Raw genomic sequence first — 20,531 nt, forward strand, 5'->3', positions numbered from 1 at the left:
ACCGGGGGCACAGCTTGGTGACAAATCGTGGGCAAGGGGGGATCTGCAGGCTACCTTAAGTGGGTAAGCTGTTGTAGGATCACGCAATTGGATAGGAACAGGGGTTTGGACATCCTATGATTTTAACTTTGGTATTGCTGTCTATTGGCGCACTCCTGTTTTTGGTTATCGCCTATAACGTGGTGCAGCAATATAAGCAGAAGGCAGAGGCGGACAAGCGTCACGCCGTTGCCAGACACAAGACGGTGGCTGACGAGACCGAAGAGGTGTTGCTGAACGTCAATCTGGTGCCTTTCTCCAAGAACATGGTGTTGCTGTTGCAGCACCGGATCCTCGATGCCTATCGCGCCATCGCCCAGGTGATGCCGAACAATCAGATCAAGCAGCGCATCGTCGATGTGCAGACCCAGATCAAGAATGTGCAGGAGAACTACAGCGTGCAGGATGAGGGTCAGTTCAAGACCCCGGAGTCCGATCGTCAGGCGATCCAGATGCTGCAGCTGGTCAAGAAGATGCGGGCCGTGCTGCGAGTCGAGCACAACAAGGGCAAGATTGACCCGCAAGGGTTTGCCCAGGAAGAGCGCCGCCTTGAGCTGATGCAGCTCAAGATCAATATCTCCAATCTGGTCAAGCGGGCGATGGATGCCCGCATTCAGGGCCAATATGGTACATGCCGCCAGCTCTATACCAAGGGACTCTCTGCCATGGCGAGCGTGGGCGACAAGGATCCCTATCTGCTGGCCCGTGAAGAAGATATGCGTCAGGGGCTCAAGGAGCTTGAAGAGCTGCAGCAGCAAAACAGCGCGCAGGATCTGCAAAACATCAAGGACAAGGAAGCCGACGAGCTCGATGTCCTGTTTCAACCCAAGAAGAAATGGTAAGCATGTCCCATCCACTCGATTCCACACTGGGGCCAATGGCCCCATTTGTTTCTCAGCTGTTGGCCGAACTGGCCGCCACTGGCGTCACCATTTCCCGGCCAACGGTCGATCACCTCTGTTATCGGGCGGCTACCCTGCAGGAGTACCGCGCGCTATGTGCTGTGCTGGCTGAGGCGGGCTCCTTGCTGGTGGAGGGTATGATTGGCGGACGTCCCATCGCCACTTATCAGTTGCATCAGCCGCTGTTGGCTGGTGAGGTACAGGTAGCCTGTATCGAGCTGGCTGCACCGAAACCGGGTCGCGTCCATCAGGCGGGGCTGGAACATATCGAGCTGGTGGTCACTTCACTGCAAGATCTGGTAGCGCGCTATCCCGAACTGCCATTCAAAACCGGCAACATGCAGGATACCCGTAACCCCGATATTGGCCTGATGTTGCCCTCCGGACAGATCAAGTTTCACCTGCGCTCGCTGGCGGAGGTGATCGCCGAAGAGGTAGCGACCGACGCTGTGGTCGCGGTGCCTGCGGATTATTTCGATCAGGAGTGATCCTGCTCTAAATGCGGTGCGAGCCTGACAGGCTCTTGAATAACGCAGCAAAAGGGGTCACCGGTGTGACCCCTTTTGTTATCTGGCGGTGCTGGGTTGCTAGATCGCCATCTGCTCGTGGGTGACCCTGTTTGCGCTGAGGCTGTTACCCGTGTCGGTGGGGTTGCTGGGCGGGCAGTGGCGATTGGCTTCGCTGCTTGAGACGGCCGAGCCAGAGGCTCAAGCCTGCCGTCAGGATGAGGACCAGTTCAATTCCCATGACCAGACCGCCCAGCTCGCCTTGCTCCCAGAAGGGGTGCAGGTAAAGTCCCCCCAGACTGGCTCCCAGATAGTAGGCTACCAGATAGAGGGAGGAGGCGAGGGCGCGGTTGTGTTCGACATGATGACCGACCCAGGCACTGGCGCAGGCGTGTGCCAGGAAAAAGCCGAAGCTGGAGATCAGCAAGCCACTCAGGATCCCGGGCAGGCTTCCTTGCAGCAGCCACAGACTGCCGAGGGCCATCAGGGCGATCCCGACCAGCAGCATGCGTTGTGCCCCCCAGCGGTTGGCAAAGCGGCCGCTCAGGGAGGAAGCCACCGTCCCCGAGAGATAGGTGAGAAACAGCATGCCGAGCCATTGGGTGGGCAGGGAGAAGGGGGGCTTGGCCAGTAAGAAGGTGAGGTAGCTGAACTGGTTCAGAAACACCATAAAGTTGAGGCCGCCAATCAGATAGGCCCCTACCAGCAAGGGATTGGTCAGGTGTTGCTGCAAGGCGCGGGCAAATTGACCGCGAACCGGGGCGCTCGCCACAAAGCGGGTCTGATGGGGCAGCAGCCAGAAGACCAGCGGCAGCAGCGACAGGCTGATCACACCGATCCCCAGAAAGGTATGCTGCCAGTCGCCAAACCAGCCCGCCAGCAGGCCACCGACCACCCGACCGGCAATGCCTCCGAGGGAGTTGGCGGCAATATAGACCCCCACCGCCGAGAGCAGCGCCCGTTTGCTGAACTCTTCCCCCATATAGGCAATCGCGGTCGCGGGCAGTCCTGCCAGCAGCGCGCCCTGCAGGATGCGTAGCAGCAGCAGGGTGCCAAACTGCTCAACCAGCGAGATTAACAGTGAGAGCAGGATCGCCAGGGTGAGGGTTCCCAGCATGACCTGCCGACGGCCATGGCGATCCGCCAGTCTGGCGCAGATCAGCAGGGAGGTGGCGAGGCCTGCAGTGCATCCTGCCAGGGTCCAGCTGGCCGAGAGGGAGTTGACCGAGAAGACCTCGGCAATCAGGGGTAACAGGGGATGGGTCTGGTAGAGGTTCAGAAACACCAGAAAAGAGCCCAGGCTGAGGGCCAGGGTTGCACGTATCCACTCGCGACTTCCAACTTCAATCATTGCGTATTGTCCTGACTACTTTTGGTCAGGGTAGAGTCCTTGCGGTTATAAATATAATATATTTAAGTTATCCATCTCATAATATGAATTGATACATGGATCTGAAACAGCTCACCTATCTGCTGGCGGTCAGGGATGCCGGCTCATTTACCAAGGCAGCCAACAGTCTGCATGTGGCACAGCCGGCCATCAGCATGGCCATCGCCAAGCTGGAGCAGCAGCTCGAATTGCGGCTGTTTGATCGACAGGACCGGGCGGTACGGCTCACCCCGGAGGGAGAGGTGCTCTGTCGCCATGCCGAGCGCTTGTTGCTGCAGATGCATCAGGCCGAGGCCGAGATGGCCGAGCTCAAGGGGTTGGAGCGAGGGGAGGTGCGGATCGGGATCCCCTACATGATGGGCTCCTACTATTTCCCCCCTCGTCTGATGGCCTTCAAGCATCGCTATCCCGGCCTCAAGATCCGGATCGAAGAGGCCGGTACCCGCGAGCTGCTCAGCCGGATGGTGGATGGCTCCCTCGATCTGGCCATTCTCATCACCAGCGATCTGCCCCCCGCCATCGAGGGGGCACATCTGCTGAGCGAAGAGATGTTGATGGTGGTGGGGGACGATCACCCCTTGCGCGGCGAACCGGCCGTCACCCTTTCGCAGTTTTTCGCTCAGGAGCTGGCGCTGTTTCGCCGTGGTTTTTACCACCGGGAGCATATGGAGGCGCTGGCCCAGAGCCTGGGCGTTGAACCCGATATCGCCTTCGAGAGCAATCTTATCCCTCTGCTCAAGGCGGTGGTGCGGCAAGGTTTTGCGGTGACCACCTTCTTGCGGATGGTGCTGGAAGAGGAGCCGGATCTGAGTGGCGTACCCTTCGACCCGCCCATCTACCTCGACCTCTGTGTGGCGTGGCGGCGTGGTGATCCGCTCTCCATGGCCAACCGTGCCTTGCGTGATTTTCTACTCAAGGATCGCCCGGCCTGATGGCGGCGGGTCATTGCTGAAAGTTTGTTACTATTAACGGTGGGTTCGCTTGAGGGCTACACCATGAAATTGCAGCAATTGCGCTATATCGTCGAGGTGGCCAACCACAGGCTGAATCTGTCGGCCACCGCCGAGAGCCTCTTTACCTCCCAGCCCGGGATCAGCAAACAGGTGCGGATGCTGGAGGATGAGCTGGGGATCCAGATCTTCGAGCGTAGCGGCAAACACCTGACCCAGATCACTCCCATCGGTCGGGACGTGATCAAAGTGGCCGCGGAGGTGCTGGACAAGGTGGCCACCATCAAGGTGATGGCCAGGCAGCATGTGCATCCGGAGCAGGGAACCCTCACCATTGCCGCTACTCATCTGCAAGCCCGTTATATTCTGCCCGCCATCCTCAAGGGTTTTATGGCCCGCTTTCCCAAAGTTGCCGTAACTGTGATGCAGGGGAGTGCGGCGCAGTGCCGCGTAGCCGTGCATGATGGCGCTGCCGATCTGCTGCTGGCGGATGAACCGGAGGAGGGGAGCGATCTGCTCATGCTCCCCTCTTTTCAGTGGCAACGGGGCTTGGTGCTGCCCAAGGATCATCCGTTGGCCAAAGCAACATCGCTGACCCCGGCCGAGCTGGTGGAGTTTGCATTGGTGACCGATGGAAGGGCGCTCTCTGCTGCACATGGCACTGATTGCGCTCATGCCGAGAGCCGGATCGCCTGCTGTGCGAGCGACAGCGATGTGCTCAAGACCTATGTCAGACAAGGAATGGGCATCGGGGTGATGGCAACTTTTGCTTGGGAGCCCCAGCGCGATGGCGATCTGGTGCTCAAAACGGCGCCCTGGCTACCAGGCGGTGTGGCCACTATCGGGTTGCGCAGAGGGGCATTTTTATGCGGCTATCTCTACGATCTGATTGAACGTCTCGCGCCGCAATTGACCCGCGAGCGGGTCGAACAATACTGTGCTGCCCGCACTGGCGAAGAGCTTGAAGCTCTGCTGGCCAATTTGATCGTACCACTTAGATAGCTTGGGTTGATGTGTGGTCGTCCCAAGAAAAACGCCTCCGATTGGGAGGCGTTTGACTATCTGGCATTCGTCAATGCAGGCTCATTTTTTGAGCATGTGATCTAGCTTGTTGGCCTTGGTCGACAGATAGAACTCGTTGTGGGGATTGCGCCCTTCCTGCAACGGTACCCGTTCGGCCACCGGAATACCGAAGGATTCCATGGCTTTCATCTTGCGCGGGTTGTTGGTCATCAGTTTGAGAGACTTGACCTCAAGCTGCTTGAGCATATCGGCGCAGATGGTGTAGTCGCGCATATCGGCGGCGAAACCAAGGGCTACGTTGGCCTCCACGGTATCAGCCCCCTGATCCTGCAGGTGATAGGCGCGGATCTTGTTGAGCAAGCCGATGCCACGGCCCTCTTGACGCACATACAGCAACACGCCACGACCGGCTTTGGCGATATTCTCCATGGCCGCCTGCAACTGGAAACCGCAGTCACAACGCAGGCTGAACAGGGCGTCGCCGGTCAGGCACTCTGAGTGGATCCGGCCCAGCACGGGCTCTTCACCGGTAATGTCGCCCATCACCAGTGCGGCGTGATCTTTGCCTGTGCCGGTTTCCTGAAAACCTACCAGCGTGAAGGTGCCCCAGGGGGTTGGCAATTTGGATTTGGCCACGAGGGTAACGCTGCTCATAGGTTGCTCCTTACTACTAACGGCTCAAAAAAGGGGGCCAGTTTAGCGCGCCTTGTCAGGAACGACCATAAGAACAAGTCCCTGCATTGCTTAATGAAATCTCCAAATGAGATACAAGCACAGCTGTCCGTCGGGGTTTTGGCCCTTTGTGCGGATTGATGACTGCCAGGCTCACCACATTCGGGTATAATCGGCGCCCATTAACCCACCCCTTCGGGATGGGAGCAACACAGTGCAGGAGAGAAGTTATGCCTCAGATGGCCCCCGTAATGACAATTGATGGCCCCAGTGGTGCAGGTAAAGGCACATTGTGTCAGCTGCTTGCTGAGAAGCTGGGTTGGCACTTGCTGGACTCGGGCGCCATCTATCGGGTGTTGTCCCTGGCCGCCCTGCATCACGATGTAGAGCTGGACAGTGAAGCCTCACTGGTGCCTCTGGCTGCCAATCTGGATGTGCAATTTCAGGTAGAAGGCGATTTGGTCAAGGTGATCTTGGAAGGGGAAGATGTCTCCCGCACCATCCGCACCGAAGAAGTGGGTAATGCTGCCAGTAAAATCGCTGCCTTCCCCCGGGTGCGCGAAGCCTTGCTGCGCCGTCAGCGTGCATTTCGTCAGGCCCCGGGTCTGATTGCCGATGGTCGTGACATGGGCACAGTGGTTTTCCCCGAGGCCGAGGTGAAGATTTTCCTCGACGCCAGTGCCGAAGAACGGGCCCAGCGTCGCTATAAGCAGTTGCAAGATAAGGGCTTTGATGTTAAGTTTGAGCGTCTTTTAACCGAGATTCGGGAACGTGACGATCGCGACAGAAATCGCGCTACTGCACCCCTGAAACCGGCAGAAGATGCTCTGGTGGTAGATTCTACCTCCATGACCATAGATGAAGTGCTGGCAACAGTACTCGCCTATGCAGAGCAACAACTTGGTGATGCCAGCGCAAGCTGACATCCGGTCGTCTGCACCAAGGATGGCGCAGATTATTTAAAACAGCCCCGCTTGTGCCGGATTGCAAGTGGATGTTTCATTTGTGACATAAACAATGATCGAATCTTTTGCTCAACTCTTTGAAGAGTCCCTGAACGCCGTTGAAACCCGTCAAGGTTCCATCGTCAAGGGTACTGTCGTTGCTATCGAGAACGGTTTCGTACTGGTTGACGCCGGTCTGAAATCCGAGTCCGCTATCCCGGCTGAAGAATTCAAGAACGCCATGGGCGAGCTGGAAATCAACGTCGGCGACACCGTTGACGTGGCTCTGGACTCTATCGAAGATGGTTTCGGCGAAACCAAGCTGTCCCGCGAAAAAGCCAAGCGCCACGAAGCCTGGCTGCAGCTTGAGAAGGCTTACGAAGAGCAAGCTACCGTTATCGGTATCATCAACGGCAAGGTCAAGGGTGGTTTCACCGTTGAACTGAACGGCATCCGTGCCTTCCTGCCGGGTTCTCTGGTTGACGTGCGTCCGATCCGTGACACCGCTCACCTGGAAAACAAAGAACTCGAGTTCAAAGTCATCAAGCTGGACCAGAAGCGCAACAACGTTGTTGTTTCCCGTCGTGCCGTGATCGAGACCGAGAACACCTCCGAGCGCGAAAGCCTGCTGGCTAACCTGCAAGAAGGTCAAGAAGTTAAGGGTATCGTCAAGAACCTGACCGACTACGGTGCATTCGTAGATCTGGGCGGTGTTGACGGCCTGCTGCACATCACCGACATGGCGTGGAAGCGCGTTAAGCATCCTTCCGAAATCGTCAACGTTGGCGACGAGATCGCTGTCAAGGTTCTGAAGTTCGACCGCGAGCGTACCCGTGTATCCCTGGGTCTGAAGCAGCTGGGCGAAGATCCCTGGGTTGCTATCGCCAAGCGTTACCCGGAGACCACCCGTCTGTCTGGCCGCGTGACCAACCTGACCGACTACGGCTGCTTCGTTGAAATCGAAGAAGGCGTTGAAGGCCTGGTACACGTATCCGAGATGGATTGGACCAACAAGAACATCCACCCGTCCAAAGTTGTTAACGTTGGCGACGTGGTTGACGTGATGGTTCTGGACATCGACGAAGAGCGTCGTCGTATCTCTCTGGGTCTGAAGCAGTGCAAATCCAACCCGTGGCAGCTGTTTGCCGAAACTCACGCCAAAGGCGACCGTGTTTCCGGCAAGATCAAGTCCATCACTGACTTCGGTATCTTCATCGGTCTGGATGGCGGCATCGACGGCCTGGTTCACCTGTCTGACATCTCCTGGAACAACCAGGGCGAAGAAGCCGTGCGTGAATTCAAGAAAGGCGACGAGATCGAAGCCGTTGTTCTGCAAGTGGATCCGGAGCGTGAGCGCATCTCCCTGGGTGTCAAGCAGATCGAAGAAGACCCGTTCAACAAGTACCTGGCTGACAACAAGAAAGGTGCTATCGTGAAGGGTAAGGTTACCGAGGTTGATGCCAAAGGTGCCGTTATCGAACTGGCTGACGGCGTAGAAGGCTACCTGCGTGCCTCCGACGCTGCTCGTGACCGCGTAGAAGACGCCACTCTGGTGCTGTCTGTTGGTGACGAAGTTGAAGCTAAATTCATGGGCGTTGATCGTAAGAACCGCACCGTAAGCCTGTCTGTCCGTGCCAAGGACGAGGCTGATGAGCGTGTTGCTATCGATAACCTGAACCAGCAAGAAGAAGTTGTGTTCAGCAATGCTATGATGGAAGCGTTCAAAGCCGCCAAGGGTGAGTAATCCTTGATGCAAGAAAAGGGCGGCATTGCGCCGCCCTTTTTTATCCTGGCAAAATGAATATTGCATGTGATCGGGGAAGGAGATTTAACGTTATGACCAAATCAGATCTCATCGAACAACTGGCAGCCAGCCGCATGCATATGCCGGCCAAGGATGTCGAAGCCGCCATCAAGGAGATCCTTGAGCAGATGGCGTCGACCTTGCAAAACGGCGACCGGATTGAAATCCGCGGATTTGGCAGTTTTTCACTGCACTATCGTGCGCCCCGTGTGGGCCGCAACCCCAAGACTGGGGACAAGGTTGAACTGACCGGGAAATATGTCCCGCACTTCAAACCTGGCAAAGAGTTGCGCGAGCGCGTCAACATCATTGAATAATGCAGAAATGGGCATACCTCGGGTATGCCTTTTTGCTTTTTGGCACCGGTTCCTGTGCCAATCGTCTTGTTTCTTAAACTCTTTTCCCATTCACTCTAGAGTCTGCCTGCGATTTTAAGGATAATCAGCCTCTCATTAGATACTGACAGGGAGCTCTTATGAAGCGTATTTTGGCCCTCATTCCGCTGGTGCTGGTGTTTGTTCTGACCCTGGCGCTGGGCTCACAAAATGGCCAGCTGGTTCAGTTCAATTACCTGATCGCTCAGGGTGAGTTTTCGCTTGCCATGCTGTTGGGCTTCTTCTTCGCTGGCGGTTTTTTGCTGGGCTGGCTGGTATTCGGCCTGCTGTTCCTGCGCCTGAAAATGCAAAACCGCACCCTCAACCGCACCATGCGTCGTCAATCCCGCGAGTTGGAGCTGGCCCGGTCACCGGGTAAGGAATAATGTTCCTCAATGCTTGAACTGCTTTTCCTGCTGTTACCCATCGCCGCCGGTTATGGCTGGTACATGGGTCGCAGGAGTGTTCGCCAGGACACCCAAAAACAGAGTAACCAGTTTTCCCGCCAGTATGTGGCGGGCCTCAACTATTTGCTGTCCGATGAATCCGACAAGGCTGTGGATCTCTTTATCCAGCTGCTTGAGGTGGACAGTGAAACCATCGAAACACACCTCTCCCTCGGCAACCTGTTTCGCCAGCGTGGGGAGGTCGATCGTGCCATCAAGATCCACCAGAACCTGGTAACCCGCCAACTGACCCGGGAGCAGCGACAGCTTGCCCTGCAGGAGCTTGCGCGCGACTTTTTGGCTGCTGGTCTGCTGGACCGAGCGGAAGCGCTCTGGAATGAGCTGTGTGACGACAGCGATTTTGAAGAGACGGCGCTGGCACAGCTGTTGATCATCCATCAGCAGTTGCGGGATTGGGATAAGGCCATCGATGTGGCGGTTCGTCTGCAAAAATTCCAGGGCAAGAAGCTGGCCGACCCCATCTCCCATTTCTATTGTGAACAAGCCGAGATCGCGCTGCGTGAGGGCAATAAAGGGGAGGGGCTGGCCAAGCTCAAACGGGCGCTCAGTATCAATCCGGCATGTGCCCGGGCCAGTTTGCGCCTCGCTGAGCTCGCCATGGCCGAGGGGGAGTATGAGCAGGCCAGCAAGGAGCTGCTGCGGGTGTTCGAGCAGGATATCGACTTTGCCTCCGAGGCAATGCCCAAATTGCTCGAGTGCTATCAGCAGTTGGGCCGCACGCCTGCGTTGATCCCGCTGCTTGAGAAGGCAGTGGAAGATCACGCCGGTGTCAGCGTGACCCTGGCCCTTGCCAAGCTGGTTGAAGAGCGTGATGGCCTGAGTCAGGCCCGTTCGCTGGTGCTGCGTCAGCTGCGTCGTCATCCGTCGATGAAAGGTTTTTACCAGTTGGTGGGTTTTCAACTGGCCAGTGCGGAGGAGGGGCCTGCCAAGGAGAGCCTCGAACTGCTGCAACAGCTGGTCGGCGAGCAGATCAAAATCAAGTCAACCCACAAGTGTCGGCAGTGCGGCTTTGCCACTCACTCGCTGTTCTGGCAGTGCCCGTCTTGTCGCCAGTGGGGTTCCATCAAGCCGATCCGTGGTCTGGACGGTGAATAACAAGCAATAGGATGTGAGATGCAAGATCCCAAAGTACTGGTAGCGCTGGATTATCAGCACGAGGCAGATGCCTTAGCGTTCGTTGAACGTATCTCTCCGGCCCAGTGCCGTCTCAAGGTAGGCAAGGAGATGTTTACCCTGTTTGGCCCGCAGTTTGTACGCCAGCTGGTGGCCAAGGGATTCGATGTCTTTCTGGATCTGAAATTTCACGATATTCCCAATACCGTTGCCAAAGCCGTGGCTGCCAGTGCCGAGCTCGGTGTCTGGATGGTCAACGTGCATGCCAGTGGTGGTGATCGGATGATGCGTGCCGCCAAAGAGGCGCTGCTACCTTATGGCGACAAGGCCCCCCTGCTTATCGGCGTGACCGTGCTGACCAGCATGGAGCAGTCCGACATGATCCCTCTTGGTCTGGATGTAAGCCCGGCCGAGCAGGTGATCCGGCTGGCTACCTTAACCAAGGCATCCGGCCTGGATGGGGTGGTCTGCTCTGCCAACGAGGCCCATGAGTTGAAAGCCTTGCTGGGCGAAGATTTCAAGCTGGTGACCCCGGGTATTCGCCCGACCGGTTCAGCGGCCGGGGATCAGCGCCGGGTGATGACACCGAAAGCGGCGGTCGAGGCGGGGTCCGATTATCTGGTTATCGGTCGCCCCATTACGCAGGCTGCCGATCCGGCCGCCATGCTGGCCAGCATCAATGCCGAGCTGGTTGGTGCGTAACAGGCTCACTCAGTGATACACGGTGCAGGCCGAGCAACAGGCCTGCACCTGCCCCGATAAGATGAGAGCCGATGTGTACCCTGGCATTGATCAGGGTGGATATCGGGCTCTCTCCTGCGTTGTAGAAGTCCATCGCCAGCTTGAGCCCCATCCCTGCCAACAGTAGCCAGCCCGACGTGCGGCGTCCGTGGCGGATATCCTGCATTGCCCCCCAGACAAACAGACCATGCAGCGAGCCGGATAGTCCCATGTACCACTGGGTCTGCGGGCACCACCACCAGATCCCCAAGCCCACTGCCAGCCAGAGCAGCAACATCAGCAGCGGCAGGCAAGCCCCACCCAGATAGTCGCGAAACAGGCTATAGAGGATGGCGAGGCCGCCCAGATTGAGCAGCAGGTGCCACAGATTGGTATGAGCCAGATTGCCTGTTATGATCCGCCACCCTTCGCCCCCGGCGATCAAGGGCCGATCGAAGGAGAGCTGAAGATTGGGAACGGTAAAGAAGAGTAGCAAGCTGGTGAGAGAGAGCGTGATAACCCAGAGCAATCCAGATTTGTCTGACAACATGAAACAGTCCAACGACAAGAACAGTCGATACTGTACACGTTGCACCCGAGCCCTCAAAGCCTGCCTGTGCGATTATATTGTGCCGGTTGACAATCACACGCCCCTCTACATCTTGCAGCACCCCAACGAGGTGGCACATCCCAAGGGGACTGCGGCGCTGCTGGCGGCCTCTTTGCAACAGTGCGAGATCCATGTGGGGGAGGACTTTTCCCGCGATGAGTGGCTCAATGTGCTGCTGGCTGACCAATCCCGTCGTTATTATTTGCTCTGGCCGGATGAGGATGCTATTTCGCTGACCGATCTTCGTCAACAGCGGGAGAGTGAATCCTCTGGCTCCGCATCAGTCGCCTTTATCTTGCTTGACGGCACCTGGCGCAAAGCCTATCGCATGTTGCAGAGCAACCCGGCACTGGCCCGCTTGCCCCGCATCGGCATTGGTGCCATTGCCGGTCAATATGCCATTCGCAAGAAACCCTTTCCCGATGCCCTCTCTACCATAGAGGCGGGCTATCACCTCTTGTCCCGGTGGGAGGGGAGGCCGGAGCACTATGCGCCCTTGCTGACCCTGTTTAACCGGTTGAATACCCAGTGGCAGGACTTTGCCGAAGGCCGCCGCGCGTGACATTTGAAGGAGTTATCAAGATGAAAAAAGCAGTCGTGGTTTTCAGTGGCGGTCAGGACAGCACCACCTGTCTGGTACAGGCATTGGCTCAGTATGATGAAGTGCACGCCATCACCTTCGACTATGGCCAGCGCCATCGGGAAGAGATCGACACCGCGCGCCGTCTGGGCAGTGCACTGGGGATTGCCGCCCACAAGGTGATGGATGTGACGCTGCTCAATGAGCTGGCGGTCTCTGCCCTGACCCGTGACGACATTCCTGTCAGTTGCGAGCTGCAGGATAACGGGCTGCCCAACACCTTCGTGCCGGGCCGCAATATCCTGTTCCTGACCCTGGCCTCCATCTATGCCTATCAGGTGGGCGCCGAAGCGGTGATCACCGGTGTCTGCGAGACCGACTTCTCCGGCTATCCCGATTGCCGTGACGAGTTCGTCAAGGCCCTCAATCAGGCGGTGTCGCTGGGGTTGGATCGCGGCATCCGTTTTGAAACTCCCTTGATGTGGCTCGACAAGGCCGAGACCTGGGCTCTGGCGGATCACTATGGTCACCTCGACACGGTGCGCCAGCAGACCCTGACCTGCTACAACGGCATTGCCGGTGACGGTTGCGGCACGTGTCCTGCGTGTGAACTGCGCAGTCGCGGCCTGAACAACTATCTGGCCGACAAGGCGGGCATCATGGCCAGACTGTTTGAGAAAACCGGGCTGGGTGAGAAAAGCGCAGAGTGAGCCTGCGTCTTGCCGTGGCTTGGGGTATAATCCGCGACTTTTGCAACAAGCCGTGATCGAGATGCACTACCCAATCAACGAGATTTTCCAGACCATCCAGGGGGAGGGCATCTTTACCGGCCTGCCCGCCATCTTTGTTCGCCTGCAGGGTTGCCCGGTGGGCTGCCCCTGGTGCGATACCCGTCATACCTGGGTTGTTGATCCGGCTCGTGAAGTGGGTAAGGCGGCGGTACTGGATCGTTCCAACGAATCCGATTGCTGGAGCCAACTCAGCAGCGCGCAGATTATCAAGAGCTTTGGCGATCTGGGTTATCAGGCGCGCCATGTGGTGATCACCGGTGGGGAACCCTGCCTCTACGATCTGCACGAACTCTCGTCAGCCCTGCTGGCGGCGGGTTATCAGGTGCAGATTGAAACCAGTGGCACCAGCGAGATCAAGACTCATGAGCAGACCTGGGTGACCGTCTCCCCCAAAATTGGCATGAAAGGGGGGCTGCCTGTGCTGGTCTCGGCGCTGGAACGGGCCAACGAGATCAAGCATCCGGTGGCCACCGAGCACCATATTGAAGAGCTGGATGTGCTGCTCGCTACCGCTACCCTGCGCCCGGACGTAGTCATTGCCTTGCAGCCGATCAGCCAGAAACCAAGGGCCACCCAATTGGCGATGGATACCTGTATCGCGCGTAACTGGCGACTCTCAATCCAGACTCATAAATATCTGGATATTGATTAATATGGATTGGCTATCCGACGAACAGGTGCTGCTGACTCTGACCAACAAGATGCCTTACGGTAAATATCAGGGGCGGCGTATCATCGATATTCCCGAGCCCTATCTGGTGTGGATGGCGCGCAGCGGTTTTCCGGAGGGTAAATTGGGCCAGACGCTGGCGTTGGCTTACGAAATCAAACTCAATGGACTCGAATCCATGATTATTCCCATTATTAACAGGATGTCGGTATGAGAATATATACGAGGCAGGGCGATAAGGGCATGACCCGGCTGGCCGATGGTATCCAGTTGCCAAAGGATCATTTGCGGGTCGAGACCTACGGTTATATCGATGAGCTCAACTCCCATATTGGCTTGCTGATTTGTGACGTCCCGTCGCAAGAGGTCGGCTTATTGGCTGATTTACAGCTGTTGCAACAGGAGTTGTTTGATCTGGGGGGCGAGTTGGCATTCTCTAGCGACGCCCAGAATGAATCAATTTGGCAAGTTAATGGCGCCTGGACCACTCGCCTTGAACAGCAGATAGATCGTTATAGTGAGCCATTGCCGCCGCTGCGCCAATTTATATTGCCCGGTGGTTCCCGTGCCGCGGCGCAAGCGCATGTGGTGCGCACTCTGGTGCGTCATTGCGAGCGCTTGCTGCTGACATTGAGCCGGGAAGAGCGGGTCAATCCCGAGGTGCTGCCCTATCTGAACCGGATGAGTGACTGGTTCTTTACCGTTGCCCGCTATCTTATCTGCGTGGCAGGGGATCGTGAAGTGCTGTGGGTCAAGGCAGCAGATCGCCCGCAATCGGCTATCTGATATGTCACGTTTAAGCGGCAATAAAAAACCTCGCCAAGGCGAGGTTTTTTATTGGCAACGCAAGAGCCGTCAGATAGCAAAATCTTCCAGTGATTTGCCTGCTGCCACTGCGCTGGCAATAGCCGAAGGCATACGGCCCTGGCCGGTCCAGGTTTTCTCTACGCCATTATCCTGATAGCGATATTTGGCCGGACGTGGCGCCCGCTTGGCTTTTTCTGATTTGCCGGGGTTGGTCGCGACAGCGCTTACCAATTCTGCCGGGTCAATACCGGCGGCTTTCAGCATTTCGCTATATTCGTTGATTTTACGCAGATGCTCTTCACGGGCCTGACGCTCGGCAGCTTCATCCTGCTGACGTTCAGCAACGATCGCAGAGAGTTTTTCCAGTGCCTCTTCCAGTTGTTCCAGAGAAAGCTCGCGGCAGGTCGCACGCAGACTGCGGATATTAAGCAGTACCTTTAAAAATTCATTCATAGGAGTTACCACGTCGAGTCAGAGAAAAATATTATGTTCCAGCTGATTCTTGCTTGGTGATTTAAATAAGTCAAGCCGGGTTAAATATTATATCCGTGGGGAACATCAATACAGATATTTAATATGGCCACAATAGGCTTGGTGATTGGATGCCAATGAAACCGCAGTAGGTGAAAATAGCGTCAAAACAGGCGTTGTTGCATCATTTGACTACCATTTTTCGACCTTGATATGTTTATCGTGACTATTTAATCAAAAAACTTGCTATAAGCTGCCATCTCGATAAAATGTGCGGCGAATACCTTTAAGTAGAGGCGCGCTGCCTATGAGTATTTGTGCGGAGGGTGATGCCTGTGATGCACAAAGAAAGGAGTCAGCGCCGAAGTGGCCAGGCCATCATACCGGGCTGCTGGTTCTGCATCTAATAGGTGCAGGACTGCCATAGTCATCCACTATGGAGCGCTACCTGAAGGGGCTGAGGAGTATGACCTCCCCATAGGTTTTGTTTCTTTAGATCCTCTCGGTAGATCTCCACCTGTAATCTTTAGGTGCAAAGAGATCATGGACATTAGTCATTTCGCCGACTCCGGTTGGTCCGTTCTTCCCCCCCTGTTGGCTGTCGCGCTGGCGATCATGACTCGCCGCGTGCTGCTGTCCCTTGGTGTGGGCATCGTCACCGGCAGTTTGCTGCTCAATCAGTTTTCACCCCTCGAATCCCTGCATTACATGTTGAATACCGTGCTCAAGATCTTCTGGGTCGATGGCGCGCTCAATCGTGACAACGTCAACATGATCCTGTTTATGCTGCTGCTGGGTGGCCTCATCAGCCTGATGAGCGTCTCTGGGGCGACCCGTGCCTTTGCCGAGTGGGCCGAGCGTTGTGCCAAGACCCGCAAGGGCGCCAAAGCCCTGACTGGCATGATGGTGTTTGCCTTCTTTATCGATGACTTCTTCCACAGCCTGTCGGTGGGGGCCATCTGCCGTCCGGTGACCGACCGCTTCCAGATCTCCCGTGCCAAATTGGCCTATCTGCTGGACTCCACCGCGGCGCCGGTCTGCGTGCTAATGCCCATCTCCTCCTGGGGGGCTTATATCATCGCCCTGGTTGGCGGCATCATGGCGGCCCACGGTCTGACCGAGCAGAGCCCCATCGCTGCGTTTGTCGAGATGATCCCGATGAACCTCTACGCCGTCTTCACCCTGATCATGGTGTTGGTGGTGATCGCCTGTCAGCTGGATATCGGCCCGATGCGTCAACACGAAGCGTGGGCGCTGGAAGGCAAGCTGTGGGATGAGTCCAAGGGCCGCCCCATCGGTCTGGATATGGAGAGCCCGGAAGAGAGCAACGGCGGCATGATCGACATGGTACTGCCGATCCTGACCCTGACCGCCGCCACCATCTATTTCATGATTGATTCCGGTGCTGCGGTGCTGAGCGAGAAAGGGCTGCCCTTCAGCGTGCTTGGCTCGTTCGAAAATACCAACGTCGGCTCTTCGCTTGTCTACGGTGCCCTGTGCAGTCTGGTGGTCTCCATCGGTCTGGCGATGCGCCTGAAGTTGGGTGCCAAGAACTGGATCAAGGCCGCTCCGCAGGGCGTCATGGCCATGCTGCCAGCCATCAACATCCTGCTGTTTGCCTGGACCATCGGTGCCGTGGTACGCGACGTGGAGACCGGCAAGTACCTGGCTTCGCTGGCTAACGGTAACCTGCCGATCGAAGTGCTACCTGCCGTGGTCTTTATCCTCTCCTGTGCCATGGCGTTTGCTACCGGTACCAGCTGGGGTACCTTCGGCATCATGCTGCCGCTGGCCGGTGACATGGCCGCCGCCAGCGACATCAGCCTGATGCTGCCGATGCTGGCGGCGGTACTGGCTGGCTCGGTGTTCGGGGATCACAGCTCACCCATCTCCAGCACCAGCATCCTCTCTGCCACCGGTGCCGGCTGCCATCACATCGATCACGTGATGACCCAGCTGCCTTATGCACTGGCCATCGCCTTCGGCGCGGCCATCGGTTACCTGGCGATGGGCTTGATGCACTCCAGCCTGGCCGGTTTCAGTATCAGCGCCCTCTGGTTCGTGCTTTTTACCGGCTATCACCTGAAAAAGGCCAAAGCGCGGCCAGTGCTGGCCACCGCGTAACATTTATAGAGCAAGGGGCCCGCGGGCCCCTTGGTTTTGTCAGGGGCTTTGGTTAGCATGCGCCCCATAAATTCAGTTTCGGAACAGTATCATGGCTTCACTGCACTACAAATTTGCCACCATGAATTCAGGCAAATCCACCCAGCTCATTCAGGCGCACTTCAACTATCTGGAGCGGGGCATGCATCCTCTGGCGATGACGCCAGCCATCGATGACCGTTTTGGGGTCGGGGTGATCAGTGCCCGGGTTGGCCTTGAGCTGAAGGTGGACGTGTTCAGCGACAGCTGCGATCTGTTTGAAATGGTGAAAGAGCGCCATGCGAAGAAACATATCGATGTTTTCATCGTGGACGAGGCCCAGTTCCTGACCCGTGAGCAGGTCTACCAGTTGGCCCGCATCGTCGATGAGCAGGATATTCCGGTGATGGCCTATGGCCTCAAGACCGATTTTCGCGGCGAGCTGTTCCCGGGCTCCTACCATCTGCTCTGTCTGGCCGACAAGTTTGAAGAGCTGAAGAGCATCTGCTGGTGTGGCAACAAGGCTCACATGAACTCCCGGGTCAACGAAGCGGGTCAGGTGATGCGTGATGGCGAACAGGTGGAGATCGGCGGCAACGATCGCTATGTGTCGCTCTGTCGCAAACACTATCTCGAAGGTCGGGCTTACAAGTAATTCGGCTGCGATATTTGAATCGTCGAGCAGGGCGCCAATCTGGCGCCCTTTTTATTTTCCCCAACTTCTATCGCTGTGGTTCAGTCGATCTCGATATCCACCGGCGCAATGATGGGGTCGGCCACCGGCAGGCGTTGAAACAGCTGGCGAAAATGGTGCTGTACCCGGCCGATATCCACCAGCGACATGCCGGAGGCAAAACCGAACCAGACATAGAGCCCGGTGAGATCGCGAAACATCGGCGGCAAATAGCGGGGAGCGGCGATCAGCCCCTCCAGATAGTGCTGATAGAGCACCGGAATGTCATCCAGTGTCACCTTGCCGACAAACAGCATTGGCAGGATCTCGGGCACCCCTTCCAGCACGGCGCTGCGGATAAAGTTGACCGTCTCCACATAGCCACGCACGTAGGAGAGATCCTTGGTAAAGCAGGCGCCGCCGTCCACTATGCCGCCACGAAAGACCCGCTGGGTGATCTTGTAGGCGTCGTGCTCGCTGGTGCCCTGCTGCACGAAATGCTGAAACACCTCGATAAAATCGGCGCCGCGCTCGGCCATGTCGATGGCCATCACCCGATCGGAGATGCGCTTGGCCCGATCCGGAAAGGAGCTGAAGGTGAGGGTCTCTATCAGGACAGCCAGCCCCTCCTGACAGGCGGTGATCCGCGGTGAACCGGCGCTCAGCCAGGTGGCATAGGGCTGCTGGCGACCGTTGAGGGTGGTGCCGACATGGACCCACCCCTCGTGTACCTCCAGCACCTGCAAGTCCAGCTCGGAGAAACGGGCGTGGGAGTTGAGCTTGATGTAGTCGCCACCGGCAGCGGCGTCGGAGACGATGCCATCGCTCAGCTTCACCTGCACAGTGCCGTCACTGAAGTAGCTCGACAGCTTGCCCTGCAGTTTGGCGACCGCGGCCTCTCCTTCGAACTCCTTGGGGTAGGGGCGCACCAGATGGCACGCGCCGGGCAGGGAGAAGATATCGCACAGGCGGGCGCCCAGCTCCTTGAGAGTCTTGCGATCCCCGCGCAGGTGATCGCTGGCAGAGCCATAAAGCAGCTGGCTGTAACGCTGAAAATCGGGTTGGCCGCGCTGGCGCAGCATCTCGATCACCACCATGTACTGATCGACCGTCTCTTGCAGGATCCGGCCAAGATCGTCCTGTGGCCCCAGTTTTCTGCGGATCCGGTCCCGCAGCTCCTTGAGCTCCAGATACTTGTTGCGCGGATCGAAGCCGAGGGGGAGGGCATCATAGAAGTGCCTGTCGATAGCGGGCAGCTCCCTGCCACCGCTTGCCAGAAAGCGATCCTGCAGATGGCGTGGCCATTTGATGGCATCCAGAATGCGGATGGGTTTTTGCAGGGTGAGCAGCTCATCCGAGAGTGATTTCAGATGAAGGCGATACTTTTCTTGGATAGTCATGGGGCCCCCTGTGGGGCAAGCGTCATCGTGGATTTGGCTGAGTATATGCATAGCGCTTGCCAAAAAGAAGCGAGCCGCAGGGTTATCGGGTTGGCGTGCTTTTTGTTGATAGCAAATTGGTTTAGACTGCGCCCCTTGATCCCAATCTTGTCGTGGAAATGATGAATATCCCCAGCTCCGAAATGATAATGCGTTGGTTGCAACAGGCTCGTATCGAGCACTATGTCTGCGACCAGTGTCACGGTATCCACATTGTCTCTTTGCAGTCGGTCGATGGTATTCAGGAGAGCCGGATCTTCGTGGAAGAGGAAGGCCTGCTGTTCTCCTCCGAGCTGGAAGTGCGCCCCTCCGCAATGCTGCCGCTGGTTGCCGAACTGGGCCGACTCAATATGCAGTACCCCTCCCTCAAGGTGTTCCTCGATATCATCGATGACAACCTGCCGCGGCTGGTGGTCGGCCACACCGTCTTTACCAAGGCCGGACTCAGCGTCGAGCAGTTCCTGCTGTTCGTGCAAAGCACCATCGCCGCCACCCACGAATTGGTTGCCGAATGCGAACGTTCCGGCTTCCTCAACCTGCCGGAAATCCAGGTCGCACCGGAATCTGTGCATTAAGTGTTCGAACGGTTCGCCAGGTGAAAAAAGCCGTTGACGCGGGCGGGGCTTTCCCCTAAATTACGCCCCGTTCCAGCGCAACAGCGCAGCGAACACCGTGTTGGCTGAACACGTTAAACCACAGACCAAAATTTGGTGAGGTGTCCGAGTGGCTGAAGGAGCACGCCTGGAAAGTGTGTATACGGCAACGTATCGAGGGTTCGAATCCCTCCCTCACCGCCAAATATAACCCGTTGAATTTCAACGGGTTTTTCATTTCTAGACTTACGTGATTTTTTTCCTGGATCAACTGGGTGGAACAATCATGTATCTGAGTAAAAATGCCTCCGGCACCTACTACACTCGTCTCCCGCTGCCTAAGTCACTACGTGACCGTGGCTTGCCCTTCGCTATCCGTACTTCCCTTTGCACCAAAGATCGTCAGCTCGCCGTAGACCGCAACCTAGCAGTGGCAGCTCGTACTCGTGCACTTATCGCGGCTACCCCTGCCGATACTACACCCCGCAGTTTCTATCGCTGGATCCGCGCCGATCTAGACGCTTTCAAAGCTGCGGGATTTGCTGCATCTCTTACGCCCTCCCAATCCATTGCTTCCCCCATCGAGTCCTCGACTTGCCCCGCCAAGGGGATTGCCCTTACCCAGGCGTTGACACAGTTTCTCGACGCCAAATCGAGTGAGGGGATCCAACATAAATCCGTGGGCCAGCTCCAACTTCGGATCAACGCCTTTGTCACCTGGGCCAAAGGGGTCAAAGCCGATCAGGTGACCCCAACCTGAGGTGTCCTGACAAGATCGGACAGTCCCGGATCAAGCAGCCTGAGCAGTTCTCCAATACCTCTTGTTAAACTCCGCCGGGCTGACTGAGGTG

The 20,531-nt window shown here is 56.9% G+C and carries 24 protein-coding genes, 1 tRNA gene and 1 riboswitch; of the genes, 20 read left to right on the forward strand and 5 right to left on the reverse strand.

Features of this window, described 5'->3' with window-relative positions:
* Positions 1 to 116: 116 nt before the first annotated feature.
* Complete coding sequence (locus tag AB5Y97_RS18565; RefSeq protein ID WP_005337161.1) at positions 117 to 881, forward strand: hypothetical protein; 765 nt, start codon at positions 117 to 119, stop codon at positions 879 to 881.
* A complete protein-coding gene (locus tag AB5Y97_RS18570; protein WP_368158697.1) occupies positions 875 to 1,429 on the forward strand; it encodes a VOC family protein in 555 nt (184 codons plus the stop codon). The genes AB5Y97_RS18565 and AB5Y97_RS18570 overlap by 7 nt, the downstream gene beginning before the upstream one ends.
* A 145-nt stretch (positions 1,430 to 1,574) precedes the next feature.
* Here AB5Y97_RS18570 and AB5Y97_RS18575 read toward each other — a convergent pair whose 3' ends face one another.
* Complete coding sequence (locus tag AB5Y97_RS18575) at positions 1,575 to 2,798, reverse strand: MFS transporter (protein WP_368158700.1); 1,224 nt, start codon at positions 2,796 to 2,798, stop codon at positions 1,575 to 1,577.
* A gap of 95 nt (positions 2,799 to 2,893) precedes the next feature.
* Between AB5Y97_RS18575 and AB5Y97_RS18580 the strand changes: the two genes are divergently transcribed.
* Both AB5Y97_RS18580 and AB5Y97_RS18585 read left to right on the forward strand, forming a co-directional pair.
* Positions 2,894 to 3,769, forward strand: a complete 876-nt coding sequence (locus AB5Y97_RS18580; protein ID WP_201946108.1) for a LysR family transcriptional regulator — start codon at positions 2,894 to 2,896, stop codon at positions 3,767 to 3,769.
* A gap of 63 nt (positions 3,770 to 3,832) precedes the next feature.
* A complete protein-coding gene (locus tag AB5Y97_RS18585; protein WP_201946109.1) occupies positions 3,833 to 4,789 on the forward strand; it encodes a LysR substrate-binding domain-containing protein in 957 nt (318 codons plus the stop codon).
* Positions 4,790 to 4,870: 81 nt separating this feature from the next.
* Here the strand turns inward: AB5Y97_RS18585 and ribA are convergent, their stop codons facing one another.
* Positions 4,871 to 5,464, reverse strand: a complete 594-nt coding sequence (ribA, locus tag AB5Y97_RS18590) for a GTP cyclohydrolase II (protein WP_005337152.1) — start codon at positions 5,462 to 5,464, stop codon at positions 4,871 to 4,873.
* A gap of 248 nt (positions 5,465 to 5,712) precedes the next feature.
* Here ribA and cmk point away from each other — a divergent pair, with 248 nt between their 5' ends.
* The 6 genes from cmk (at position 5,713) to pyrF (ending at position 10,886) form a co-directional block, all read left to right on the forward strand.
* Positions 5,713 to 6,405: a (d)CMP kinase gene (cmk, locus tag AB5Y97_RS18595; protein WP_201946111.1), complete on the forward strand. Its 693-nt coding sequence runs from the start codon at positions 5,713 to 5,715 to the stop codon at positions 6,403 to 6,405.
* Positions 6,406 to 6,499: 94 nt separating this feature from the next.
* Positions 6,500 to 8,170 carry a 30S ribosomal protein S1 gene (gene rpsA, locus AB5Y97_RS18600; RefSeq protein WP_005337148.1) on the forward strand — a complete coding sequence of 557 codons (1,671 nt, stop codon included), beginning with the start codon at positions 6,500 to 6,502 and terminating at the stop codon, positions 8,168 to 8,170.
* 92 nt (positions 8,171 to 8,262) lie between these two features.
* Positions 8,263 to 8,547 carry an integration host factor subunit beta gene (ihfB, locus tag AB5Y97_RS18605; RefSeq protein WP_005299934.1) on the forward strand — a complete coding sequence of 95 codons (285 nt, stop codon included), beginning with the start codon at positions 8,263 to 8,265 and terminating at the stop codon, positions 8,545 to 8,547.
* A gap of 158 nt (positions 8,548 to 8,705) precedes the next feature.
* The gene (locus tag AB5Y97_RS18610) at positions 8,706 to 8,990 is read left to right on the forward strand and encodes a LapA family protein (RefSeq protein WP_005337143.1); all 285 of its coding nucleotides are present in this window, start codon (positions 8,706 to 8,708) and stop codon (positions 8,988 to 8,990) included.
* A 9-nt stretch (positions 8,991 to 8,999) separates the two neighbouring features.
* Complete coding sequence (lapB, locus tag AB5Y97_RS18615; protein WP_005351163.1) at positions 9,000 to 10,166, forward strand: lipopolysaccharide assembly protein LapB; 1,167 nt, start codon at positions 9,000 to 9,002, stop codon at positions 10,164 to 10,166.
* 18 nt (positions 10,167 to 10,184) lie between these two features.
* Positions 10,185 to 10,886, forward strand: coding sequence for an orotidine-5'-phosphate decarboxylase (gene pyrF, locus AB5Y97_RS18620; RefSeq protein WP_201946113.1), 702 nt, complete (start codon positions 10,185 to 10,187; stop codon positions 10,884 to 10,886).
* On the opposite strand, the gene rrtA is transcribed toward pyrF, so the two are convergent.
* Entirely contained in the window at positions 10,861 to 11,454 is a 594-nt protein-coding gene (gene rrtA / locus AB5Y97_RS18625) for a rhombosortase (protein WP_201946115.1), read from the reverse strand. The genes pyrF and rrtA overlap by 26 nt on opposite strands.
* Between rrtA and AB5Y97_RS18630 the strand changes: the two genes are divergently transcribed.
* The 5 genes from AB5Y97_RS18630 to AB5Y97_RS18650 all read left to right on the forward strand — a co-directional run bounded on the left by AB5Y97_RS18630 (position 11,453) and on the right by AB5Y97_RS18650 (position 14,341).
* Positions 11,453 to 12,076, forward strand: coding sequence for a tRNA-uridine aminocarboxypropyltransferase (locus tag AB5Y97_RS18630; RefSeq protein ID WP_201946116.1), 624 nt, complete (start codon positions 11,453 to 11,455; stop codon positions 12,074 to 12,076). The two genes, rrtA and AB5Y97_RS18630, sit on opposite strands and share 2 nt — an antisense overlap.
* A gap of 20 nt (positions 12,077 to 12,096) precedes the next feature.
* A complete protein-coding gene (queC, locus tag AB5Y97_RS18635) occupies positions 12,097 to 12,804 on the forward strand; it encodes a 7-cyano-7-deazaguanine synthase QueC (RefSeq protein ID WP_042013218.1) in 708 nt (235 codons plus the stop codon).
* Positions 12,805 to 12,865: 61 nt separating this feature from the next.
* Complete coding sequence (queE, locus tag AB5Y97_RS18640) at positions 12,866 to 13,537, forward strand: 7-carboxy-7-deazaguanine synthase QueE (RefSeq protein ID WP_201946118.1); 672 nt, start codon at positions 12,866 to 12,868, stop codon at positions 13,535 to 13,537.
* Position 13,538: 1 nt separating this feature from the next.
* Positions 13,539 to 13,769 (forward strand): DUF3820 family protein, encoded by a 231-nt coding sequence (locus AB5Y97_RS18645; RefSeq protein ID WP_182963716.1) that lies wholly within the window; start codon positions 13,539 to 13,541, stop codon positions 13,767 to 13,769.
* Positions 13,766 to 14,341 (forward strand): cob(I)yrinic acid a,c-diamide adenosyltransferase, encoded by a 576-nt coding sequence (locus tag AB5Y97_RS18650; protein WP_182963717.1) that lies wholly within the window; start codon positions 13,766 to 13,768, stop codon positions 14,339 to 14,341. Before AB5Y97_RS18645 ends, AB5Y97_RS18650 begins: the two co-directional genes overlap by 4 nt.
* 69 nt (positions 14,342 to 14,410) lie before the next feature.
* On the opposite strand, the gene AB5Y97_RS18655 is transcribed toward AB5Y97_RS18650, so the two are convergent.
* Entirely contained in the window at positions 14,411 to 14,815 is a 405-nt protein-coding gene (locus tag AB5Y97_RS18655) for an H-NS family nucleoid-associated regulatory protein (RefSeq protein ID WP_005337123.1), read from the reverse strand.
* A gap of 301 nt (positions 14,816 to 15,116) precedes the next feature.
* A riboswitch (Lysine riboswitch) is annotated at positions 15,117 to 15,288 on the forward strand.
* Positions 15,289 to 15,376: 88 nt separating this feature from the next.
* Between AB5Y97_RS18655 and AB5Y97_RS18660 the strand changes: the two genes are divergently transcribed.
* Positions 15,377 to 16,957: a Na+/H+ antiporter NhaC family protein gene (locus AB5Y97_RS18660; protein ID WP_201946120.1), complete on the forward strand. Its 1,581-nt coding sequence runs from the start codon at positions 15,377 to 15,379 to the stop codon at positions 16,955 to 16,957.
* Between the two features lie 91 nt (positions 16,958 to 17,048).
* Positions 17,049 to 17,630, forward strand: coding sequence for a thymidine kinase (locus tag AB5Y97_RS18665; RefSeq protein ID WP_005337121.1), 582 nt, complete (start codon positions 17,049 to 17,051; stop codon positions 17,628 to 17,630).
* An 80-nt stretch (positions 17,631 to 17,710) separates the two neighbouring features.
* Here AB5Y97_RS18665 and AB5Y97_RS18670 read toward each other — a convergent pair whose 3' ends face one another.
* Positions 17,711 to 19,048 (reverse strand): flavohemoglobin expression-modulating QEGLA motif protein, encoded by a 1,338-nt coding sequence (locus tag AB5Y97_RS18670; protein WP_201946122.1) that lies wholly within the window; start codon positions 19,046 to 19,048, stop codon positions 17,711 to 17,713.
* Positions 19,049 to 19,206: 158 nt separating this feature from the next.
* Here AB5Y97_RS18670 and AB5Y97_RS18675 point away from each other — a divergent pair, with 158 nt between their 5' ends.
* The 3 genes from AB5Y97_RS18675 to AB5Y97_RS18685 all read left to right on the forward strand — a co-directional run bounded on the left by AB5Y97_RS18675 (position 19,207) and on the right by AB5Y97_RS18685 (position 20,440).
* The gene (locus AB5Y97_RS18675) at positions 19,207 to 19,662 is read left to right on the forward strand and encodes a YbjN domain-containing protein (protein WP_005337119.1); all 456 of its coding nucleotides are present in this window, start codon (positions 19,207 to 19,209) and stop codon (positions 19,660 to 19,662) included.
* Between the two features lie 134 nt (positions 19,663 to 19,796).
* Positions 19,797 to 19,884, forward strand: a tRNA-Ser gene (locus tag AB5Y97_RS18680).
* Positions 19,885 to 19,966: 82 nt separating this feature from the next.
* Positions 19,967 to 20,440, forward strand: a complete 474-nt coding sequence (locus AB5Y97_RS18685; RefSeq protein ID WP_368158707.1) for a hypothetical protein — start codon at positions 19,967 to 19,969, stop codon at positions 20,438 to 20,440.
* Positions 20,441 to 20,531 lie beyond the last annotated feature (91 nt).

The organism is Aeromonas sp. R10-2, assembly GCF_040908445.1.
In the GTDB taxonomy this organism is placed as follows: domain Bacteria; phylum Pseudomonadota; class Gammaproteobacteria; order Enterobacterales; family Aeromonadaceae; genus Aeromonas; species Aeromonas veronii.

Bases quoted from the DNA above. Each gene is read 5' to 3' on its own strand.
- AB5Y97_RS18565 (WP_005337161.1), top strand. From the start codon at position 117: ATGATTTTAACTTTGGTATTGCTGTCTATTGGCGCACTCCTGTTTTTG.
- AB5Y97_RS18570 (WP_368158697.1), top strand. From the start codon at position 875: ATGGTAAGCATGTCCCATCCACTCGATTCCACACTGGGGCCAATGGCC.
- AB5Y97_RS18575 (WP_368158700.1), bottom strand. From the start codon at position 2,798: ATGATTGAAGTTGGAAGTCGCGAGTGGATACGTGCAACCCTGGCCCTC.
- AB5Y97_RS18580 (WP_201946108.1), top strand. From the start codon at position 2,894: ATGGATCTGAAACAGCTCACCTATCTGCTGGCGGTCAGGGATGCCGGC.
- AB5Y97_RS18585 (WP_201946109.1), top strand. From the start codon at position 3,833: ATGAAATTGCAGCAATTGCGCTATATCGTCGAGGTGGCCAACCACAGG.
- ribA (WP_005337152.1), bottom strand. From the start codon at position 5,464: ATGAGCAGCGTTACCCTCGTGGCCAAATCCAAATTGCCAACCCCCTGG.
- cmk (WP_201946111.1), top strand. From the start codon at position 5,713: ATGCCTCAGATGGCCCCCGTAATGACAATTGATGGCCCCAGTGGTGCA.
- rpsA (WP_005337148.1), top strand. From the start codon at position 6,500: ATGATCGAATCTTTTGCTCAACTCTTTGAAGAGTCCCTGAACGCCGTT.
- ihfB (WP_005299934.1), top strand. From the start codon at position 8,263: ATGACCAAATCAGATCTCATCGAACAACTGGCAGCCAGCCGCATGCAT.
- AB5Y97_RS18610 (WP_005337143.1), top strand. From the start codon at position 8,706: ATGAAGCGTATTTTGGCCCTCATTCCGCTGGTGCTGGTGTTTGTTCTG.
- lapB (WP_005351163.1), top strand. From the start codon at position 9,000: ATGCTTGAACTGCTTTTCCTGCTGTTACCCATCGCCGCCGGTTATGGC.
- pyrF (WP_201946113.1), top strand. From the start codon at position 10,185: ATGCAAGATCCCAAAGTACTGGTAGCGCTGGATTATCAGCACGAGGCA.
- AB5Y97_RS18630 (WP_201946116.1), top strand. From the start codon at position 11,453: ATGAAACAGTCCAACGACAAGAACAGTCGATACTGTACACGTTGCACC.
- rrtA (WP_201946115.1), bottom strand. From the start codon at position 11,454: ATGTTGTCAGACAAATCTGGATTGCTCTGGGTTATCACGCTCTCTCTC.
- queC (WP_042013218.1), top strand. From the start codon at position 12,097: ATGAAAAAAGCAGTCGTGGTTTTCAGTGGCGGTCAGGACAGCACCACC.
- queE (WP_201946118.1), top strand. From the start codon at position 12,866: ATGCACTACCCAATCAACGAGATTTTCCAGACCATCCAGGGGGAGGGC.
- AB5Y97_RS18645 (WP_182963716.1), top strand. From the start codon at position 13,539: ATGGATTGGCTATCCGACGAACAGGTGCTGCTGACTCTGACCAACAAG.
- AB5Y97_RS18650 (WP_182963717.1), top strand. From the start codon at position 13,766: ATGAGAATATATACGAGGCAGGGCGATAAGGGCATGACCCGGCTGGCC.
- AB5Y97_RS18655 (WP_005337123.1), bottom strand. From the start codon at position 14,815: ATGAATGAATTTTTAAAGGTACTGCTTAATATCCGCAGTCTGCGTGCG.
- AB5Y97_RS18660 (WP_201946120.1), top strand. From the start codon at position 15,377: ATGGACATTAGTCATTTCGCCGACTCCGGTTGGTCCGTTCTTCCCCCC.
- AB5Y97_RS18665 (WP_005337121.1), top strand. From the start codon at position 17,049: ATGGCTTCACTGCACTACAAATTTGCCACCATGAATTCAGGCAAATCC.
- AB5Y97_RS18670 (WP_201946122.1), bottom strand. From the start codon at position 19,048: ATGACTATCCAAGAAAAGTATCGCCTTCATCTGAAATCACTCTCGGAT.
- AB5Y97_RS18675 (WP_005337119.1), top strand. From the start codon at position 19,207: ATGATGAATATCCCCAGCTCCGAAATGATAATGCGTTGGTTGCAACAG.
- AB5Y97_RS18685 (WP_368158707.1), top strand. From the start codon at position 19,967: ATGTATCTGAGTAAAAATGCCTCCGGCACCTACTACACTCGTCTCCCG.